Raw genomic sequence first — 16,352 nt, forward strand, 5'->3', positions numbered from 1 at the left:
TGTATGTTCTCTCCTCTGTCTGTTATTGTGCGGATTTCGGGTACAACTGTGCCCTCCTCAGGCGTATACGAACGCCAGCAGCGACACCGCGATCAGCACGGCCAGCGCCGCCAGCCCTGCGACCGCGATCCGTTTGCCGCCTACGCTTGTCACAATGCGCCGCCACAGCTTGCGGCGAATATCGGTCCCCCAGCCTTCGTACAAGCCACCGCACTCGTTGGCCAGCCCGTACAGCTCGCCGACCGAATCATTCATCGCGTGGATGGCGATCGGATGCGTCTTGCTGACGATCAGCGAATGCGGGTACGACGGTTTGTCGGCGTCCATGCCGGCGCTGACGATCCCGTAGCCCAGCCGTTTAACGCCGGCTTCGGCCTTGGCCAGCTCTTCGCCGGTGCTGAAGCGCAGCCAGTGATAGACGTGGCGGGGAATGCCAAGCCGGTCGCCCTTCTCGCTCAAGGAGCGCAGCAAAATATTGTTTTTGGCGTACAGCTTCTCCACTTCGTTCGGTCTCAAATAGTCGTAGAACGACCAGTCGCCATCGTCGCGCTCCGCCGCCAGCCAGCGATAATTCGGATACAACGCCATCACCCGTTCGGCCAGCTTCTTGTGAGGTGCGCCCCCGGGCTTTGCGTAATAATAAAATTCCAGCCGCGTTTCCGTATTGATCCGGCCGATATAGATCGCCTGCGTATGTTCGGCCAGCATATGTTCCAATCGTCGCTCCAGAATGCCGAGCTTCGCTTGAGCGCTGTCCCGCTCTTTCTTGTCGGTGGCGATCGCATACAGGTTGATAACGATCGACAGAAGACGGGTGAAACCGGGCAGCGGAGCGTAGCCGGCATGGGCGGCGTCGACGAGCACGCTCATCTGTTCCTTCTGATCCGTAGTGCGATTGAAATAGTCCCACTGCTTCGCCATATCGTTCATCCCCTGTTGCGTCCGGCTCGGAAACCCGGTTTGGTTTCCTGACTCAATTTTACGCCCCCGCATGATTTCCTGTAAATAGCCAAAACCAGGCTTTGCCCGGGAAGCCAGCCGATTTTACGCAAAAAAAGCCGCCTATCGAAGCTTTTCGCTGAAGTACATCCGAGCTGCAAAGGCTGCTTTTTCCGGGTATAAAAAAACGGCCCGATTCGAGGGCCGTTTCCTGTTGCCTTTATTCAATTCCCGAATGCTGTGCCGTGCCTCCCGACCGGGACGACAAACTACTCGATGCGGACAGCATCTCGCTGCGCAATCAGGCACAGCTCCGCCGCCTTGAACGCGTGCGCTTGCGTCATCGCATGCTCGGTCCGGTTCAGGCAGTCCAGAATGAGTTCGCCGAAGAACGGGTAGCCGACCTGACCGCTTAAGGCAAAATACTTCTCGCCTTCGCCATTTACGAGGAACAGATGGTTGCCGTCCGTTGTACGGGCGATATCGATATATTTGCGCAGCTCCATATAGCCTTCCGTTCCGAGAATGATCGTTCGGCCATCCCCCCATGTTCCGAGACCGTTTGGCGTCAGCCAGTCTACGCGAAAATAGTTGGTTGCGCCGTTATCGCCGATAAGCGTAGCATCCCCGAAGTCTTCCAGCTCCGGATACGACTTGCTATGGTAATTGGCCACTTTGCTGTTGACGACCTTGGCATCCGTACAGCCGCTGAAAAACAAAAACTGCTCGATCTGATGGCTGCCGATATCGCACAAAATGCCCCCGTAGTTTTCCTTGCGGAAAAACCAGTCCGGCCGCGAAGGAGCGTTGAGCCGATGCGGACCGGTACCGATAACTTGTACGACCCGACCGATAGCCCCTTGCTTGATCAATTGTCCGGCGTATACGGCGCTTTCCACATGCAAACGCTCGCTGTAATACACCATATACTTCAAACCGGTCCGGCTTGTCATTTCGCGCGCCGCTGCCAACTGGTCCAGACTGGTGAACGGCGTTTTATCGGTGAAATAATCTTTGCCGTGCTCCATAACACGCAAACCGAGCGCGCCCCTCTCCGACGGAACCGCCGCTGCGGCAACCAGGCGGACCTCCGGGTCCTGAAGCACCTGCTGCTCCGACTCGGCCGCTTTCACGTTCGGATATTTGGCGATAAAGGCGGCGACTTTGGCCGGGTCCGGATCGTACACCCATTTCAGCGTCGCACCCGCTCCGATGAGGCCGTTGCACATCCCGTAAATATGTCCGTGGTCCAGCGCAATGGCGGCAAACGTAAATTCGCCCGCCCCTACCACTGGTTGCGGTTTACCTTCCGGCGCATAATTCATACCGTCGCTTTTTTGCATCGATAAGTCCCCTTTCGCGCTTTCGTGTCCGAAAGCCCGTCATGATTCGATTGTCCCCCTCATGCTACCACGAAATGCCAGCCTTGTCTTCATCGTCATTGAACTAAACGCCCATTCGGCTTAACTGTCGTTGGCATTCGGGGGTATCGACGATTACGGCGACTCTATGACCCGAAGCGCGTCGAAATGGATCCAATAGTCGCTGGAGGCCGGGTTTTTCTCGCCGATCCGCTCGTATCTTATCGTATGCAGCCCTTCCGGCAGCAGCCCCGTATCGAAAATAACCTGCTGCGCCTTCCAGCTTGCCAGGTAATTGTCTACCGTCGTCCGATATTCGCCATCGATATAAATCGCCGCTTTGCCGTGCGCGTTGTAGCGAACGCCGAGCAGTTGCGCTCTTTCGCCGTAGAACGGAATGTCGGCATAAGCCCCGTTGCTCATCGCCGTCACCGCGCTATTGCCGATATGCCGGCTATCATTGTTCGTGGTATACCACGTACCGCTATAATAAACAACCGGACTGGCGCTATCTACAAGCTTCTCGCCGGGGTCAATCACCGCAATCGGCGGAAGCGCTTCGGATAGGGCGCCATTTGCGTCAATCGCATATACGCTGTACAAGCCCGGCGCAAATCCGGTCGTATCGAGCAGCCCGTACGTCGATGCCGTCACCGTCGCGCTGGAGCCGTTAGCGGACGCGCCTGCCGCTTCAATCGCGCTGCGGGACACAGCCGTGCTTCGCGGAACCAGATACAGGGAAGCGCTCTTGGAGCTGGTTGCCGTAACCGGCGTGCCGATCGCAACCGGTCCTTTGCCAACAAGGCCTGCCGTAGGCGGCAGCAACTCCGCCGTCATGTTGCGCAGCGCGTCGAAATGAATCAAGTAATTGCTGGAGGCCGGATTTTTCTCGCCGGTCCGTTCATAACGGATGACGTGCGCCCCTTCCGGCAGCAGCCCCGTATCGAAAATAATCTGCTGCGCCTTCCAGCTTGCCAGGTAATTGTCCACCGTCGTCCGATACTCGCCGTCGATATAAATCGCCGCTTTGCCGTGCGTATTGAAGCGAACGCCGAGCAGTTGGGCTCTGTCGCCGTAGAACGGAATGTCGACATAAGCGCCGTCCGCCGTTGCCGTCACGGCACTGCTGCCGATATGGCGGTCGTCCCCCTTCGTCGTCGCCCACGTTCCCGAATAACGGACGAGCGGATCTTCATTGTCCACGATCTGTTGGTGCTTCGGCAGCAGCCATATGGTCTTTCCTGCGGACACGCGCCCGCTGTTGTCCGCCGCGTACAGCATATACCTCCCCGCAGCGAAACCGGAAGTATCGAGGAAAGCCGGCGTTTGGGCCGAGGCGGCCGTACGGGTGGCGTACACCGCTGTGTTGACGGTCGCCGCTTCCAACTGCGTCGGCACCGGAGGGACCGATTCCGGCACCAGATACAGCCGGCCGTCGCGGGACGATGTCGCCTGCACCTGCTCTCCGACCCCCACGCCTACGGCAGGCGCCCCGGTTAACAGCGGGGGCGAGTCGTCCTCCAGCTCAAGCGTGACAACCGCGGTATGACCCGCTCCTACATAGACGGCATCGGACACGGTCGTGCGATAACCGTCTTTTTTCGCCGTTACCCGCTGCCAGCCGCCGGGCGCCGGCGACAGCACGAAGCCGCCGTCCGGGCCGGTCACGGCCGACAAGTCGCCGTATCCGCTCACATTCACATTCGCGCCGCCAAGCGGCGCAAGCTCGGGACCGTACACCGTTCCGCTTACCGTCCCCGGCGAAAGCGGCGGAAGCGTGACAACCCCGCTCGCCTCCAAATTGGCAATATAAAGGGTAGGCGCACCGCTCCACTGCTTCATCGGAAAATACAACTGTCGGGAGCCGCCGTCCGGCTCAATCACGAAGCCGGGATCTTGTTCGCCCAGATCCAGCACCGTCTCGCTCCCCACAGACTGGACGCTGGCGATCCGGTAGCCGGCTGTCGATCCGTCCGCTTGGGTGACGATCGCGTAACGGCCTGCTGCGGAGAGCGGTACTGCCGCCCCTGTTACCAGCGCATTGCGCCCGCTGCCATCCTGCTTCCGCTCCGTGCGCAAAACCGTGCCGTGAACTGCGCCTCCGGCCGTGACCACGGCTGCTCCCATGCTGAGCCTCGTACCATCCGCGAGCTGCATCTGCTCGATCTGGCCGTTCACCAGCCGAATAAAGCCAAGCTTGCCGTCCAGCCGCAAATCGCCGACGATCAGCGGCGTACCCGCATACTGCGGAGCGCTTAGCACAATGTCGCGCGTGCTGCCGTACGTGATCGCCACCGCCGCCGCTCCCGTCTGCTCGTCGCTGAGCAGCACCTCGACGTGTTCGATACGCGGCTGCTGCCCGGACGCAAACGGCTCCAGCACCGTAATGAAATTGCTGCTCAGCGCATTTCCTTCCCGTCGCACAACAAGCTTGGGCATGAAATACTTATCCGCTTCCGTTTGCGTGTCATAACTCAACCCTTTCAGCCGGGTAGCCTGAATAGACGGCGATTCGCCGATAAACATCTCGCTTGCCCCGGTTCCGGCAAATCCGGTGATATGCAAATTCGAACGTTTCGACGCGCCGTCCGCCGTCCGCAGCGTAGCTTCGAACTGTCCGTCCGTCAGCGCCGCCGACCGCACATTGCGCACATGCATATACCCGTGATACTGCCCGCCGTCGATCGTGCCGGTTTCGTATTCGTTCGTCGGCTCGACCACGGCCGGATTGCCTTCCAGCAAGTAGGGACCGTAGGCCGCAAGCGCCGCATCCGTTTCGAAATAAGCCGTCCGGTTGGCGTCCCCGTTCAGCGTATACTCGTGCCGCGTACCGCCCGTCACGCGGAACAAATCCAGCACGTACGCCTCGTCCGGTCCGGCGTCGCCGAATCCGATCAGCCACGGCTCCCGTCCGTACGTCTCGGTCTGCGGGTAGGCGTTCGGCTGTTCCGCCCGCACCACTTGGGCGGCATCGCCCAGCTTGACCATATCGCGGATGGCGCCGCCGGACTTGGCTGCTCCCGAGGTCACAGCATCGCGGCCGTCTACTACCACCGTATTGTGCGCCAGCGTAGACATGGCCCACTGCCGGTATTTCGTATGCGTATACCCGAGATCCGGCAGCAATTCCTGACCGTTTGCAAACAAGGTCAAGTTCAGCGGATCTTTATGATCGTGGCCGTTTTTCGGCGAAAAGCCCATATACAGCATCGTCTGACCGCTTCCCTGGCCGCGAGTCAGCTTGGCGATCCCCGCGCCGGGCAGTAGCAGCGAACCGGTATCCTGGGGCTGAGGCGGCTTGTAGAAGGCCCAGGTGTCATTGATCGGCAGCACCCGTCCGTCCGGGTAGGCCAGCTTCGCGGCAATCCCCTGCATCGCCGGGAGCTGCGGCAGCCGCTCCAGCAAATCCAGTTGCTCGAAGCGACCTCCCGTCCGCGGCGATTCGTATCCGGGCGGATCGCTCCAGCCTGCCGCCTGCTGGATCGCCTGACTCAGCAGCAACACCGAATCTTTGTGGTAGCTCACCGATACTTCCTTCCAGAACCCGTCGAGCATATACATATTGACCACGTACTGCTCCACCAGCTCGACCGCTTCGTGCATCAGATCAGGGTCGTTCAACGCTTTGGCAAGCGCGATCAATCCGTTGTAATTCGACACCTCGACGTTAGCCTTGATGACCGGAAACGAATGAAAGTAATCCAGCGAAGGCCGGAACATGTCCTGAACGATCCGCTCGTCTGCGTTTTCGCTGAGTTCCGCGCTTAACAGCTCGAAGGCGTTCGTCCGTTTCACAATGGCGTAAGCGTCCGCCAACTGGCCGAGCGCGGCCAGCTCGTTCTGCGACCAACGGGACCATAAGCCGCCATAATACGGATAGGGCGGTCCGCCCGACGGCACGACCGGGTACTGCACGCCTTTGTCGTAGTCGTTCATCGGAACCCAGCCAGGGACCACCTCGGCGAAGCGGTACAGCAGACGCGCCGCCCCGAGCGGATCGGTTGACGCCAGCTCCCGCGTCCGCGTGAGCACGTATTGCCGCTGCATATACCACAGATGGGCGGACAGGAAATACCGCTTTCCGTTCGCATCCTCGTAATACGGGTATTCGACCGTTTGCCCGAGACGGTTGGTCACGGTTAACATCTTGTTCTCCGGATATTGCGGATTCGGATACTTGATCTTCCCGCCGTCCGTCGAAGTCAGCACCCACGGATCGGCCACCGACCATGTATAATTGGTCGCCCGCTCCGACAGCTCCGGCGCGTGCGGCACGCCGGCGAAAAACACCCCGACCCGATCCGGCACCAGCGATAATAGCTGAGCCACTTCCGACGATGGCGGCGCGGACGTCACCTGGTTCACGGATGCCGGCGGCGAAGTCGGAAACTTCTCGTTGCCCGCCGCGATCAGTCCTTCCCGATCAAACGAAAGCTCCAGTTGTTTCATCGAAAGCCCCCCGGGCTCCTCGGCGATCACTTCGAGCCGGTAGGTCCCATTTTGCAGCGGCTCGGGATGGGAAAAGGAAACAACCCGTTCGCTTCCCTCGGTCGCGACAGAAGCCGGGATGAGCGTAGTTTGTTCGCCGTACGGCGAAGTCCAGCGCATAGAAACCGACGAGGAATCCGTATTCCAATCATCTTCCTTCAAGACCAGCCGCTTCTCCGTAAAGCTGTCGTACAACAAGCGGGCCGGAGCCGAAAGCGGCCATTCCGCGACAGGTTTGCCGGTGACAGGCTCATTCGGCCTTCCTTCGAAATAAAGGCTGCCGAACCGCCCTTCGTTGGCCGTATACACGCTCAGCGTATAACCGCGATTCGGACCGGAATTGTCGCCGTCGATTACGGTCATTCGGCGAACCGGCGCCCAGGAGCTGAGCGGACGCGAGGACGCGATGCCAAAATAACGAATCGCATTCACCTGCCAGCGCTCTCCCGCCGCGTTCCCTTCCACGCCAAGCGCGCTCAGCGGGATGCTGACTTCGGCGCTCCAGCCGTCGCTCCGCTTGCTTACCGCCTGCTGCGCCTGTCCGCCCTTTGTCAAATCGACAACTTGCTGCAACGTCTCCCGCACATCGGCCGTCGTGAAATTGTTGTACCGAATCCCGATCGGATGCGGGCCAGCCGTAATCGAAACCGGCACGCTGTAAAACTTCATCCTGTCGTCATCACGGCTCAGCAGCAGGAAAACCCGCTCTGCCTCCGGCGCATTCGCTCCAGTGTATCCGCTTTCATATTGGCCGTCGAGGGCGATATACAGATGGGTATCGTCATAAGCCAGCTTCATTAACGTTTCCTGTTCCGCCGGTTCATTGAAGTAGGCGGTGGAAAAACCGCCGGTTCCAGCAGCCGCGGTCCATACGCTTTCGTTCCACACGCCATCGGTCTGGACGGGGACCGAAGCGCGCTGCGCCGTCAGCCATCGATCCGTGCGCACGCTCACTTCAGGCGCTTCAATCACGGGGTTTCCTCCTTCGCTCAAAACGGTCTTTTGCGTACCCGCTGCCGACGGCCAGCCTGGCGATACGAGCGCCGCGATCAATAGGCCCATAAGCAGCCGGACGCTCCCCTGTTTCCTTTTTTCCCGCATACCTGGCTCCTCCTCAAGAGCTGCGGGATCGCCGCAGCCCGTTTCAGGATTTGTTTCTAGCGTGAAAGCCGATAGTCTTAAAGGTGCGGCGCATCCGTCTCTACTTGGCCTTCGCGTTGTCCAGCTCTTTCTTAAGCAACTCCTGAGCATCGCGAAGCGCCGTATTGACGTCAACCCGCTGCTTCACCACTTTCTCGAAAGCGCCGCTAAGGATCGATTGCTGCGTGCCAAGCGCAACAAACGGCAGTTCTGTCTTCCTGAGCGGCGTCGGATCGGCGAACGGATAGTAAAAGACCGCTTTGGTGTTTTTGCCTTTCAGCGCCGGTGTAGTCTGACCGAATGCCTGCTCGATCTTTTTGTCCGCGAGGGTCGGAATTTTGCCCTCTTTGGCCTGGGCGAGCTGTGGATCTTCGGACAACAAGTCCAGGATCACGGCGAACGCTTCATCCTTATGCTTGCTTTGCCGGGTAATCGACCAGTACGGAGGCGTCAACTGAGATAGCTTGTTCGGCGCTTCCTTCAATTGCGGCAAGCTGACCATATCCCAGCTCAAGTCGGCCGGGAACGAGTTGAACTGGTTAATCTGGCCAACATACATCGCGGCCGTCCGCCCTTTGTAGAAGAGCTGCAACTCGTCGTTCAGCGTGGCTGCAATCGTATTATTCGGAATCTCGTAAAACCGTTTCAGATTGTTGAACAAAATCTGCCACTTGGCGGCATCGGCCATTTCATCGGCGTTCGGATTCAAAATCGGCAAGGACCACGCGTTGTCCCGCAGCACGGACAAGTAGTTCGTTGTCAGCCCGCGGTACAAAATGCCGCCTTCCGAGCGGGACAACTGCTGAGTCAGCGGGAGCAGATCGTCCCAGGACATGCCGTCCTTCGGATACGCGACGCCGAATTTGTCAAACAGGTCCTTGTTGTAAAACAAGACGAGCGGGCTGGGCGAATTGATCGGCAACCCGTAGATTTCGCCCCCGGCGGCTCCGGTTTCATTGATGATGCGCTGCATATAAACGGGATTGAACCGGTTCAGGTCCAGCTTGTTTTTCTGCACTAACTCGCGCATGTCGTAGGACAACCCGAGTCCCAAATATTCGTTGCGAATCGTTGTCGTTTGCGTCCGCATCACATCGGGGACCGTCCCCGCCGCCACCAAATCTTCGATCCGCGAGCCTTTGACGCCTTGCTGATGCTTGACGGTCACATGGGGGAATTTCTGGCGAATGCGCTCGCCCCAGGTCGCCTGGAATACATCGTCGGTCACATCGGTGTAAAAAAACAGCTCTACCGGCTTCGGCTCATTCGCAGCGGCGGCATCGTCCCCTTTAGCCTGCTGCGTCTTCGATCCGTCCGCACCGCAAGCGGTCAGGGCAAGCACGCTCGCCAGCACCGCCGGCAGGCAAACGGTTTTTAATCTCCGGTTTTTCATCGATCCAAATACCTCCCTTTTTTTGTAAGCGATTTCATAAGAGTTCTAAAATATACAGCCATTAGCGCGGCAGTTGAAGCGGCTCCTGACGCAGCTCGCCCGGCCTTAGGCCAAAATCTCCATCTGCTCGCGCTCTACTTCGCCTTCCATTTTCATGCCGCGCTTGAAGCGTTCAAGCTCCTCGACCGCGAATTGTCCCAGCCGGTAACCGCCGTTGGATACCGCGCCCGCGATATGACAAGTTAACACGCAGTTCGGCAGCGAGCGCAGCGGGTGATCGGCCGGGAGCGGCTCCGACGAAGCAACGTCCAGACAAGCGAACAACCGTCCGAGCGACAATTGCTCGATCAACGCCTCCTCGTCGATAATCGGCGCTCTGGCCGTATTGATCACAATGGCGTCGTCTTTCATCATCATAAAGCGGCGCCGATCCAGCATATGGCGGGTTGAAGGCAGCAGCGGCGCGTGAATCGACACGACATCGGACTGGCGGACCAGCTCATCCAGTTCCGTTCGGGTCGCGCCAAGCTCGGCCAACCGTTCCCGGCTGACGAACGGATCATACGCCAGCACATTGATCTGAAAAGGATGCAGCAGCTTCATAAAGTGTGTGCCCGCTTTACCCGCTCCGATTACGCCGATCGTGATCTGATACAGCTCGCGGGCCAATCTTCTTTCCTCCGTCCATCCCCCGGCACGCGCCGCCCGTTCGATCCGCCACATATTTTTCAGCGAAGCGATCGTCATGCCGAGCGCTGTCTCGGCAACGCCCTCTCCGAGCGGTCCGTTCCCGCTGGATACGCGAATGCCGCGCTCCCACAGCGCTGCGGACACGAGCCCTTTGACCGACCCGGCCGCATGGGCGACAACCTGGAGCCGCGGGCAATGGCGGAGCCATTCCTCGTCCAGCGTCGGCGTTCCCCACGAAGTAATGGCGGCATCGGCCTCATACAGCGTGCGACGCGCCTGTTCCGGGTTCGACCAGTCCGCGTGAAGCACCCTTCCCAGCTCCGCCAAACGTCCCAGATGACGTTCATGCAAGATCGGTCGTTGCAGGTTGGGCGGATAGCAGAGAGCAATCGTCCATGTCAAGCTTCCCGGCCTCCAATCGATATTTTGTTATGCAGAAAATATGTAGAGGATAAAATAAGGAATTAATCTTTACTCATGATCACACTACATAGTATCTACATAACTTAGTATATGCATTTCTTCCTCGATGTCAACCAGCGAAATTCGATATGCGCGATTCGGCTTCTCTTCGTTTCAGGGACGCGAAAAAAAGAAACCGTCTATCGACGTATTTCAAGGATGATCGACCGCGTTTTGGCGGTAGGTTTTCATAAAAAAACGTTTCCGGCCCACTTTCGTCGTGGTTTCGGAAACGTCTTTACTCGTTTGCTTCAGGTCGTCTTCACACGGGCTCCGCATCCTGCTTATCCAGCAGTCCCGCCACCCGGACGCGCAGCTCCTCCTCTCCGATCAAGCCGGAGTACAGCAATTGCAGCAGATCGCGCGTTGCTTCGATCGTCTCATAACGCAGCCCGTACTGCCGCTGGCTCCGGTAGGACGGAATGATCTCCCGGTACAGATTGTAGCGGGGCGGCTTGTACACCTTGGAATCGGGCGCGCCGTCCGCCAATGCGGAGCAGGGAATACTGAGCGTATTGCTGTGAACGACAGCTTGCGCCTCGCGAGAAGTCATGAACTCCACGAACGCGCGGGCCGAATCCGGCACCGCCGTCTTGCGATGAATGGACAGTCCGATCCACAGCAGCATAGTCCGCGGTTTCGTAATGTGCGGCAATGGCGCGATATCGTACGCCACCTTCTCCCCCAAGCCGTTCAGCAAATAATAGGTCGTCATAAGCATGGAAAGCTTGCCCTCGGCGAACAACGACTGAATAGCCGAAACGTCCAGAAAGCTCGGAACGACTCCGTCCGCCTTCATCAGGCCATAGCAGTATGTCAGGCCGGCGGCGAGCTCCTCCGCCTCCGGACGACGTCCGGTCGCATGCATCGAATCGGAAGCGCATTGCATCCAAATCGTCGGCCAGCGGTTATTGCCTGATAAGAAGCTGGCGGCAAATCCGTACCTTTCGCTTGGCTTCGATAGTTGCGCGGCCGCCTCCAGCAACCGTTCCCACGTCCAGCCGCTGTCGGGCTCGGGCAGTCCGGCCTCGCGAAAATGCTGCGGATTGTACGCGAGAATGACCGGCGAAAACACAAGCGGCCGGGCGTAGCTGATCCCATCGACAAGCAGCTCCTCTCGCAGAAACGGATACGTGTCGTCCGCGAGCTTTACCGGCTCCAGCACGTTTAGCCGCTTGTGCTCCCGGGCGTGCTGGTAATAAATCTGGTTAATCATCATCACGTCGAACCGGCCCGACAGCATGAGATCGTCGATCGTATCGAGCGCATAATTTTGCGAGATCGCAACCGGACGGATCTCGATATGCGGATGCTCCTTGTGAAACAAACCGAGCAGCGCAGCCAGGTCGACATCCCGGTACAACGTGTCGTGGAACCCGAAATGTACCGTTTCCTTCTTGACCACCTTGCTGCCTACGCGGCGTATTTTAATCAGCAAGCCTTCCGCCGCCAACTGGTCAAGCCCTTTGGCCACCGATTTGTAGCTCACATCGAACTGCTCGGCAAGTCTTTCTTCCGAAGGCAAAAAAGAACCGGGCGCATAAACGCCCGACTCGATATCCCTGCGCAGCGTGTCGATCATTCCGTTCATACGGTCTCTGAATGTGCTTCTGCTCGGCTTTAAGTTCATCGCCTGCTCCCTGCCTGATTAATGGTGAAGTTTCGATTAGCAGAATCATATCAATTCGCAGCGTCCTTTTCAAGCCATGCATACTATCTACGTAATAGTAAGCTCGTCGTGTCTCCGGCCCTTATCGTATACGCCCGGCGTGTATGTTACAATAAGGGGATGCTACGTTTACTTCACAGGGAGGCACAGCCAGTATGGAAAAAGTCATTATCGTCGGCGCCGGGCCATGCGGCTTGTCCGCTGCACTGGAGCTGCAAAACGCCGGAATCGATCCGCTCATTATCGAAAAGCATTCGATCGTTCACTCCATCTACTTGTATCCGACCTATATGCAATTTTTCAGCACGGCGGAGCTGCTTGAAATCGGCGGCATCCCGTTTTCGACCCCGAACGACAAGCCGACGCGGGCCGAAGCGCTGCATTATTACCGCACCGTGGCGATGCGCCGCAACATCCGCATCTGCTCCTACGAGCAGGTCATCGGCATCGTCAAACAAGACGATCGCTTCACCCTTTCCACCCTGGACCGGGCGGGACGCAGCGCCGGCTACGAGGCGGAGCGCGTCATCGTCGCCACCGGCTACTTCGATCATCCGAACATGATCGGCATACCGGGCGAGCATTTGCCCAAGGTCAGCCATTTTTTCCGCGAGGCCCATCCGTACACCGGCATGAAGGTCGCGATCATCGGCGGCAACAATTCCGCTGTCGACGCCGCTATGGAGCTTGTCCGCGTCGGCGCGGAAGTAACGATCGTCTACCGCGGGGAGACGATGTCCGCAAGCGTCAAGCCGTGGGTGCGCCCGCTCTTCGAGAGTCTGGTCAACAAAGGACGCATCCGCATGCTGTACCGTTCGCGGGTTATTTCCATCGAGGAGGCTGCCGTAACGATCGAGCGGGAGGACGGCCGGGAGACGCTGGACAATGATTTTGTCCTGGCCTTGACCGGCTTTCATCCCGACAGGGAATTTCTGGGCGCTGCCGGCATCCTTATGGACGGCGACGCTGGCAAGCCGCGCTTCGATCCGGACACGATGGAGACGAACGTCCAAGGCCTTTATTTGGCCGGGGTTATCGCGGCCGGGGCGGAAGCGAATGAAATTTTTATCGAGTCGGGCCGTCATCACGGCACCGCCATCGCGAGGCACATTACCGGCGCATAAATCGCTTTGAATCGCGGCGCGCCAAGCTGCATCATTCGCATACGAGGGCTGCCGCCCGGCAACGAACGGCAGCCTTTCGTCTTTTATTCCGACAAACGGGAAAGCGCTATCAACCGGCTATGACCGAAATGTGCCTTCCTTGTTACCCGCGTCCTTCCCGCGCACCTGGCCTTCGGTTCCGAACAGCTTGTCGAGCGCCGGGTTGGTCACGCCGTACCAGCTGTCCGGACTTTTGTAATGATGGAGCAGATGGTACTTTTTCATCCATTTCCCCCAGCGCGTCCGGGGCGCGATCGGCCTGTGCGATACGAAATGGGTCCACTCGTAATACATATGCAACGCCGCGACTCCCATCATGACGGCGCTTCCCGCATGGACGCTCGCCGTACTTGCCGAGCAGACGAGCCAGAGCGCAAAATGGGTCGGCACGTTGTACGAGTTCGGCGTCAGCAGATGACGCATCTCCGTAGGGTGGGCATGGTGGTCGTCGTGCCCCTGATGCGCCTTCGGCATCCATCTGCATAACACCCCGTGCAGCACGAAACGATGAACGAAATATTCCACGAAGAAAAAGATCGCGATTCCAGCCCCAACCCAAGCCCATGTCCGGCCGTTCCAGCCGGTTGCCATTGCGACCGACGCATAGACGATCCACATGATGCCGATAAACAGAACGCGTCCGTCCTTACAAAACTCCTTCAAATGGCTTCTCATCGTTCGTCCCCCTCACTCCCATTATGTAGCTGCGCAGCGCGCGGAGCAACCCCAATATTTTGAAAATTTTTTAAAGACCGCCTGCAGGAATAGAGGGACCTCAGATAGAGGACTTTGTTTCGCGCACCCATTTACAAACGTAACAGTGTTATGTTACACTCTCAATCGTAAGGAGGCGGATGTGATGGAGCAGGAGCTTATATCCAAAAAAGAACTGCTGGAGCTGACGGACATTTCCTACGGTCAGTTGTACCGATGGAAGCGCAAAAACTTGATTCCCGAGCAATGGTTTGTGCGCAAATCGACGTTTACCGGCCAGGAAACGTTTTTTCCGAAGCAATCCATACTGGCCCGCATCGATAAAATCAAAAACATGAAAGACGATTTGTCGCTCGACGAGCTTGCGGACGTTTTTTCACCCGCCGCCGAAGGGCTTGCAATGGCGAAGGCTGAGCTTACGGAACGAAACATTGTTTCTCCGCTATCGTTGGAGCTGTTCGAACGGGTTTTCGCGGAAGGGCCTCTGCTGCCGTTTGGCCGGATCGTCGTCGTCTATATGCTCGACAAGCTGCTTCAAGCCGGCGATATGAGCCTGGACGAGGGCAAGCTGATGCTGGAAACGATCAGGGCTAACGAAGCGTTGTTCGAGAATAAAAGCTGGACGCTTGTTTTTACGCGCAAAATGGGCGCATCTTCGTTCCTCATGCTGGAGTCCGCCGAACGTTACGCCTTCGACGGAGGAACGAAAATCGTATCGAGCCTGAGCCTTGCGTCCGCTCTGGAAGAATTGAAGCTGAGATTGAGCTGAAGAGAGGAGTTCATGAAGATGGACGTACGACACAATCTGCACATTATGGGGTCCGGCGGGTCCGGCGGAGGTTTATTCAAGAATGTGAAAGTAAACGGCGAAGCCCAATTTGACGGCGATATCGATTGTCTGGCCTTCCGCTGCAACGGGACGTCCAACGTATACGGCACGCTGAAAAGCACGTCGTGCGGCATCAACGGAACGCTGGACATTACCGGCGGCCTCGATACGGGAACAGCCAAAATTAACGGAAAAATGGAGATCGAAGGAAACGTCAAAGCACGCGAAATCAAATCGTTCGGCGAAACGAACATCCGGGGAAACGTTGCAGGCGAGGAAGTCGAACTGGAAGGACATTTCACGATCAACGGTCATTGCGAAGCCGAGGAACTGCATATTAAAGGCATATTCCGCATCGACGGTCTCGTCAATGCCGGCTCGGTCCATCTCGCCCTGCACAGCCGCTGCGAGGTGAAGGAAATCGGCGGCGAACGGATCCGCATTGACCGGGCCGATGGCAACGTGCTGAAAAAGCTGATCGGCTCATTCTTCCTCCCTTCCGACTTCTACGAAGGAACGCTGGCGGCGGAAACAATCGAGGGCGATCAGATTTATGTGGAGCATACGACCGCGCGCGTGATCCGCGGAGGCGCCGTCATCATCGGGCCCGGCTGCCGGATCGGAAGAGTCGAGTATAAAGACCGGTTCGAGAACGGCTCCGGCTCGTCGGTCGGCGAGTGCGAATGCATTGCGCCGTAACCGGCACGGTCATCGAAGAGAAAAGGAATTATTTTCGAAATTGTCGGAGGGAACGCCATGAATATGAAGGAACGTCGGGACTTAAACATATCGGGCATGCTGGGCGGCTGTGGGGGCGGCTCGTTTAACAACGTAACGATCAACGGAAACGGAACCATTCAGGACAGTCTGGATTGCATCCGCTTCGTCAGCAACGGCCGGGCTGTCGTGCGGGGGACGATGAAGGCCGAGAGTGCCGTCGTAAACGGCATCGCCTCGTTTGGCGACAACGTGATTGCCGACAAGTTCAGATCGAACGGTAAAACCGATATCGAGGGCGCGCTGACCGCCAAGGATTTCCGTTCGGACGGACATATGAAGATCGGCGGCGCCGTAACCGCCGAAGAGGTCCAATTGAACGGCTCGATGACGCTGCGGGGCAACTGCGACGCCGAACGGTTTCATTCACGGGGAAGCTTTCGCATCGACGGGCTGCTGAATGCGGGTTCGGTCCGGATCGAACTGTATGCCGAATGCCGAGTCAAGGAAATCGGGGGAGAATCCATTGACGTGCGGAAGTCGGGCGCGGGCAGCCCGTTCGGCAAGCTGATCAAGGCGCTCGGCTTCTCCAAGGATGCGCTGATCGCGGAACTGATCGAAGGCGACGATATTCGTCTGGAGCATACGAAGGCCGATGTCGTGCGGGGAACGAACGTGGTCATCGGGCCTGGCTGCGAAATCGGCTTGGTGGAATATCAGGACCGGTACGAGCTGCTCGAAGACTCGTCCGTCAAACAAAGCAAACAACTGTAGAGAAGGATGTGCG

At 58.0% G+C, this 16,352-nt stretch carries 11 protein-coding genes; 4 read left to right on the forward strand and 7 right to left on the reverse strand.

Annotated elements, in window-relative coordinates; genetic code table 11:
• Positions 1–57: 57 nt before the first annotated feature.
• The 6 genes from ABD796_RS14590 to ABD796_RS14615 form a co-directional block, all read right to left on the reverse strand.
• Positions 58–921, reverse strand: a complete 864-nt coding sequence (locus tag ABD796_RS14590; protein WP_344908832.1) for a DUF695 domain-containing protein — start codon at positions 919–921, stop codon at positions 58–60.
• A 287-nt stretch (positions 922–1,208) separates the two neighbouring features.
• Entirely contained in the window at positions 1,209–2,282 is a 1,074-nt protein-coding gene (locus ABD796_RS14595) for a Gfo/Idh/MocA family protein (protein WP_344908833.1), read from the reverse strand.
• Between the two features lie 153 nt (positions 2,283–2,435).
• Positions 2,436–7,889, reverse strand: coding sequence for a heparinase II/III domain-containing protein (locus ABD796_RS14600; protein ID WP_344908834.1), 5,454 nt, complete (start codon positions 7,887–7,889; stop codon positions 2,436–2,438).
• 100 nt (positions 7,890–7,989) lie between these two features.
• Positions 7,990–9,321, reverse strand: coding sequence for an ABC transporter substrate-binding protein (locus tag ABD796_RS14605; protein WP_344908835.1), 1,332 nt, complete (start codon positions 9,319–9,321; stop codon positions 7,990–7,992).
• A 105-nt stretch (positions 9,322–9,426) separates the two neighbouring features.
• Positions 9,427–10,413, reverse strand: coding sequence for a hydroxyacid dehydrogenase (locus ABD796_RS14610; protein WP_344908836.1), 987 nt, complete (start codon positions 10,411–10,413; stop codon positions 9,427–9,429).
• A gap of 322 nt (positions 10,414–10,735) precedes the next feature.
• Positions 10,736–12,103 (reverse strand): extracellular solute-binding protein, encoded by a 1,368-nt coding sequence (locus ABD796_RS14615; protein WP_344908837.1) that lies wholly within the window; start codon positions 12,101–12,103, stop codon positions 10,736–10,738.
• A gap of 194 nt (positions 12,104–12,297) precedes the next feature.
• Here ABD796_RS14615 and ABD796_RS14620 point away from each other — a divergent pair, with 194 nt between their 5' ends.
• The gene (locus ABD796_RS14620) at positions 12,298–13,266 is read left to right on the forward strand and encodes a YpdA family putative bacillithiol disulfide reductase (RefSeq protein WP_344908838.1); all 969 of its coding nucleotides are present in this window, start codon (positions 12,298–12,300) and stop codon (positions 13,264–13,266) included.
• Positions 13,267–13,383: 117 nt separating this feature from the next.
• On the opposite strand, the gene ABD796_RS14625 is transcribed toward ABD796_RS14620, so the two are convergent.
• The gene (locus ABD796_RS14625; RefSeq protein WP_344908839.1) at positions 13,384–13,980 is read right to left on the reverse strand and encodes a sterol desaturase family protein; all 597 of its coding nucleotides are present in this window, start codon (positions 13,978–13,980) and stop codon (positions 13,384–13,386) included.
• A 184-nt stretch (positions 13,981–14,164) separates the two neighbouring features.
• Here ABD796_RS14625 and ABD796_RS14630 point away from each other — a divergent pair, with 184 nt between their 5' ends.
• The 3 genes from ABD796_RS14630 to ABD796_RS14640 are packed head-to-tail and all read left to right on the forward strand — an operon-like array spanning position 14,165 to position 16,339.
• On the forward strand, positions 14,165–14,788 hold the full coding sequence (locus tag ABD796_RS14630) for a YhbD family protein (RefSeq protein WP_344908840.1): 624 nt from the start codon (positions 14,165–14,167) through the stop codon (positions 14,786–14,788).
• Positions 14,789–14,806: 18 nt separating this feature from the next.
• Positions 14,807–15,547, forward strand: coding sequence for a hypothetical protein (locus ABD796_RS14635; protein ID WP_344908841.1), 741 nt, complete (start codon positions 14,807–14,809; stop codon positions 15,545–15,547).
• Between the two features lie 57 nt (positions 15,548–15,604).
• Positions 15,605–16,339 carry a hypothetical protein gene (locus tag ABD796_RS14640; protein WP_344908842.1) on the forward strand — a complete coding sequence of 245 codons (735 nt, stop codon included), beginning with the start codon at positions 15,605–15,607 and terminating at the stop codon, positions 16,337–16,339.
• The last annotated feature ends 13 nt before the right edge of the window (positions 16,340–16,352 follow it).

Source organism: Paenibacillus hodogayensis (genome assembly GCF_039536325.1).
Taxonomy (GTDB): domain Bacteria; phylum Bacillota; class Bacilli; order Paenibacillales; family NBRC-103111; genus Paenibacillus_AB; species Paenibacillus_AB hodogayensis.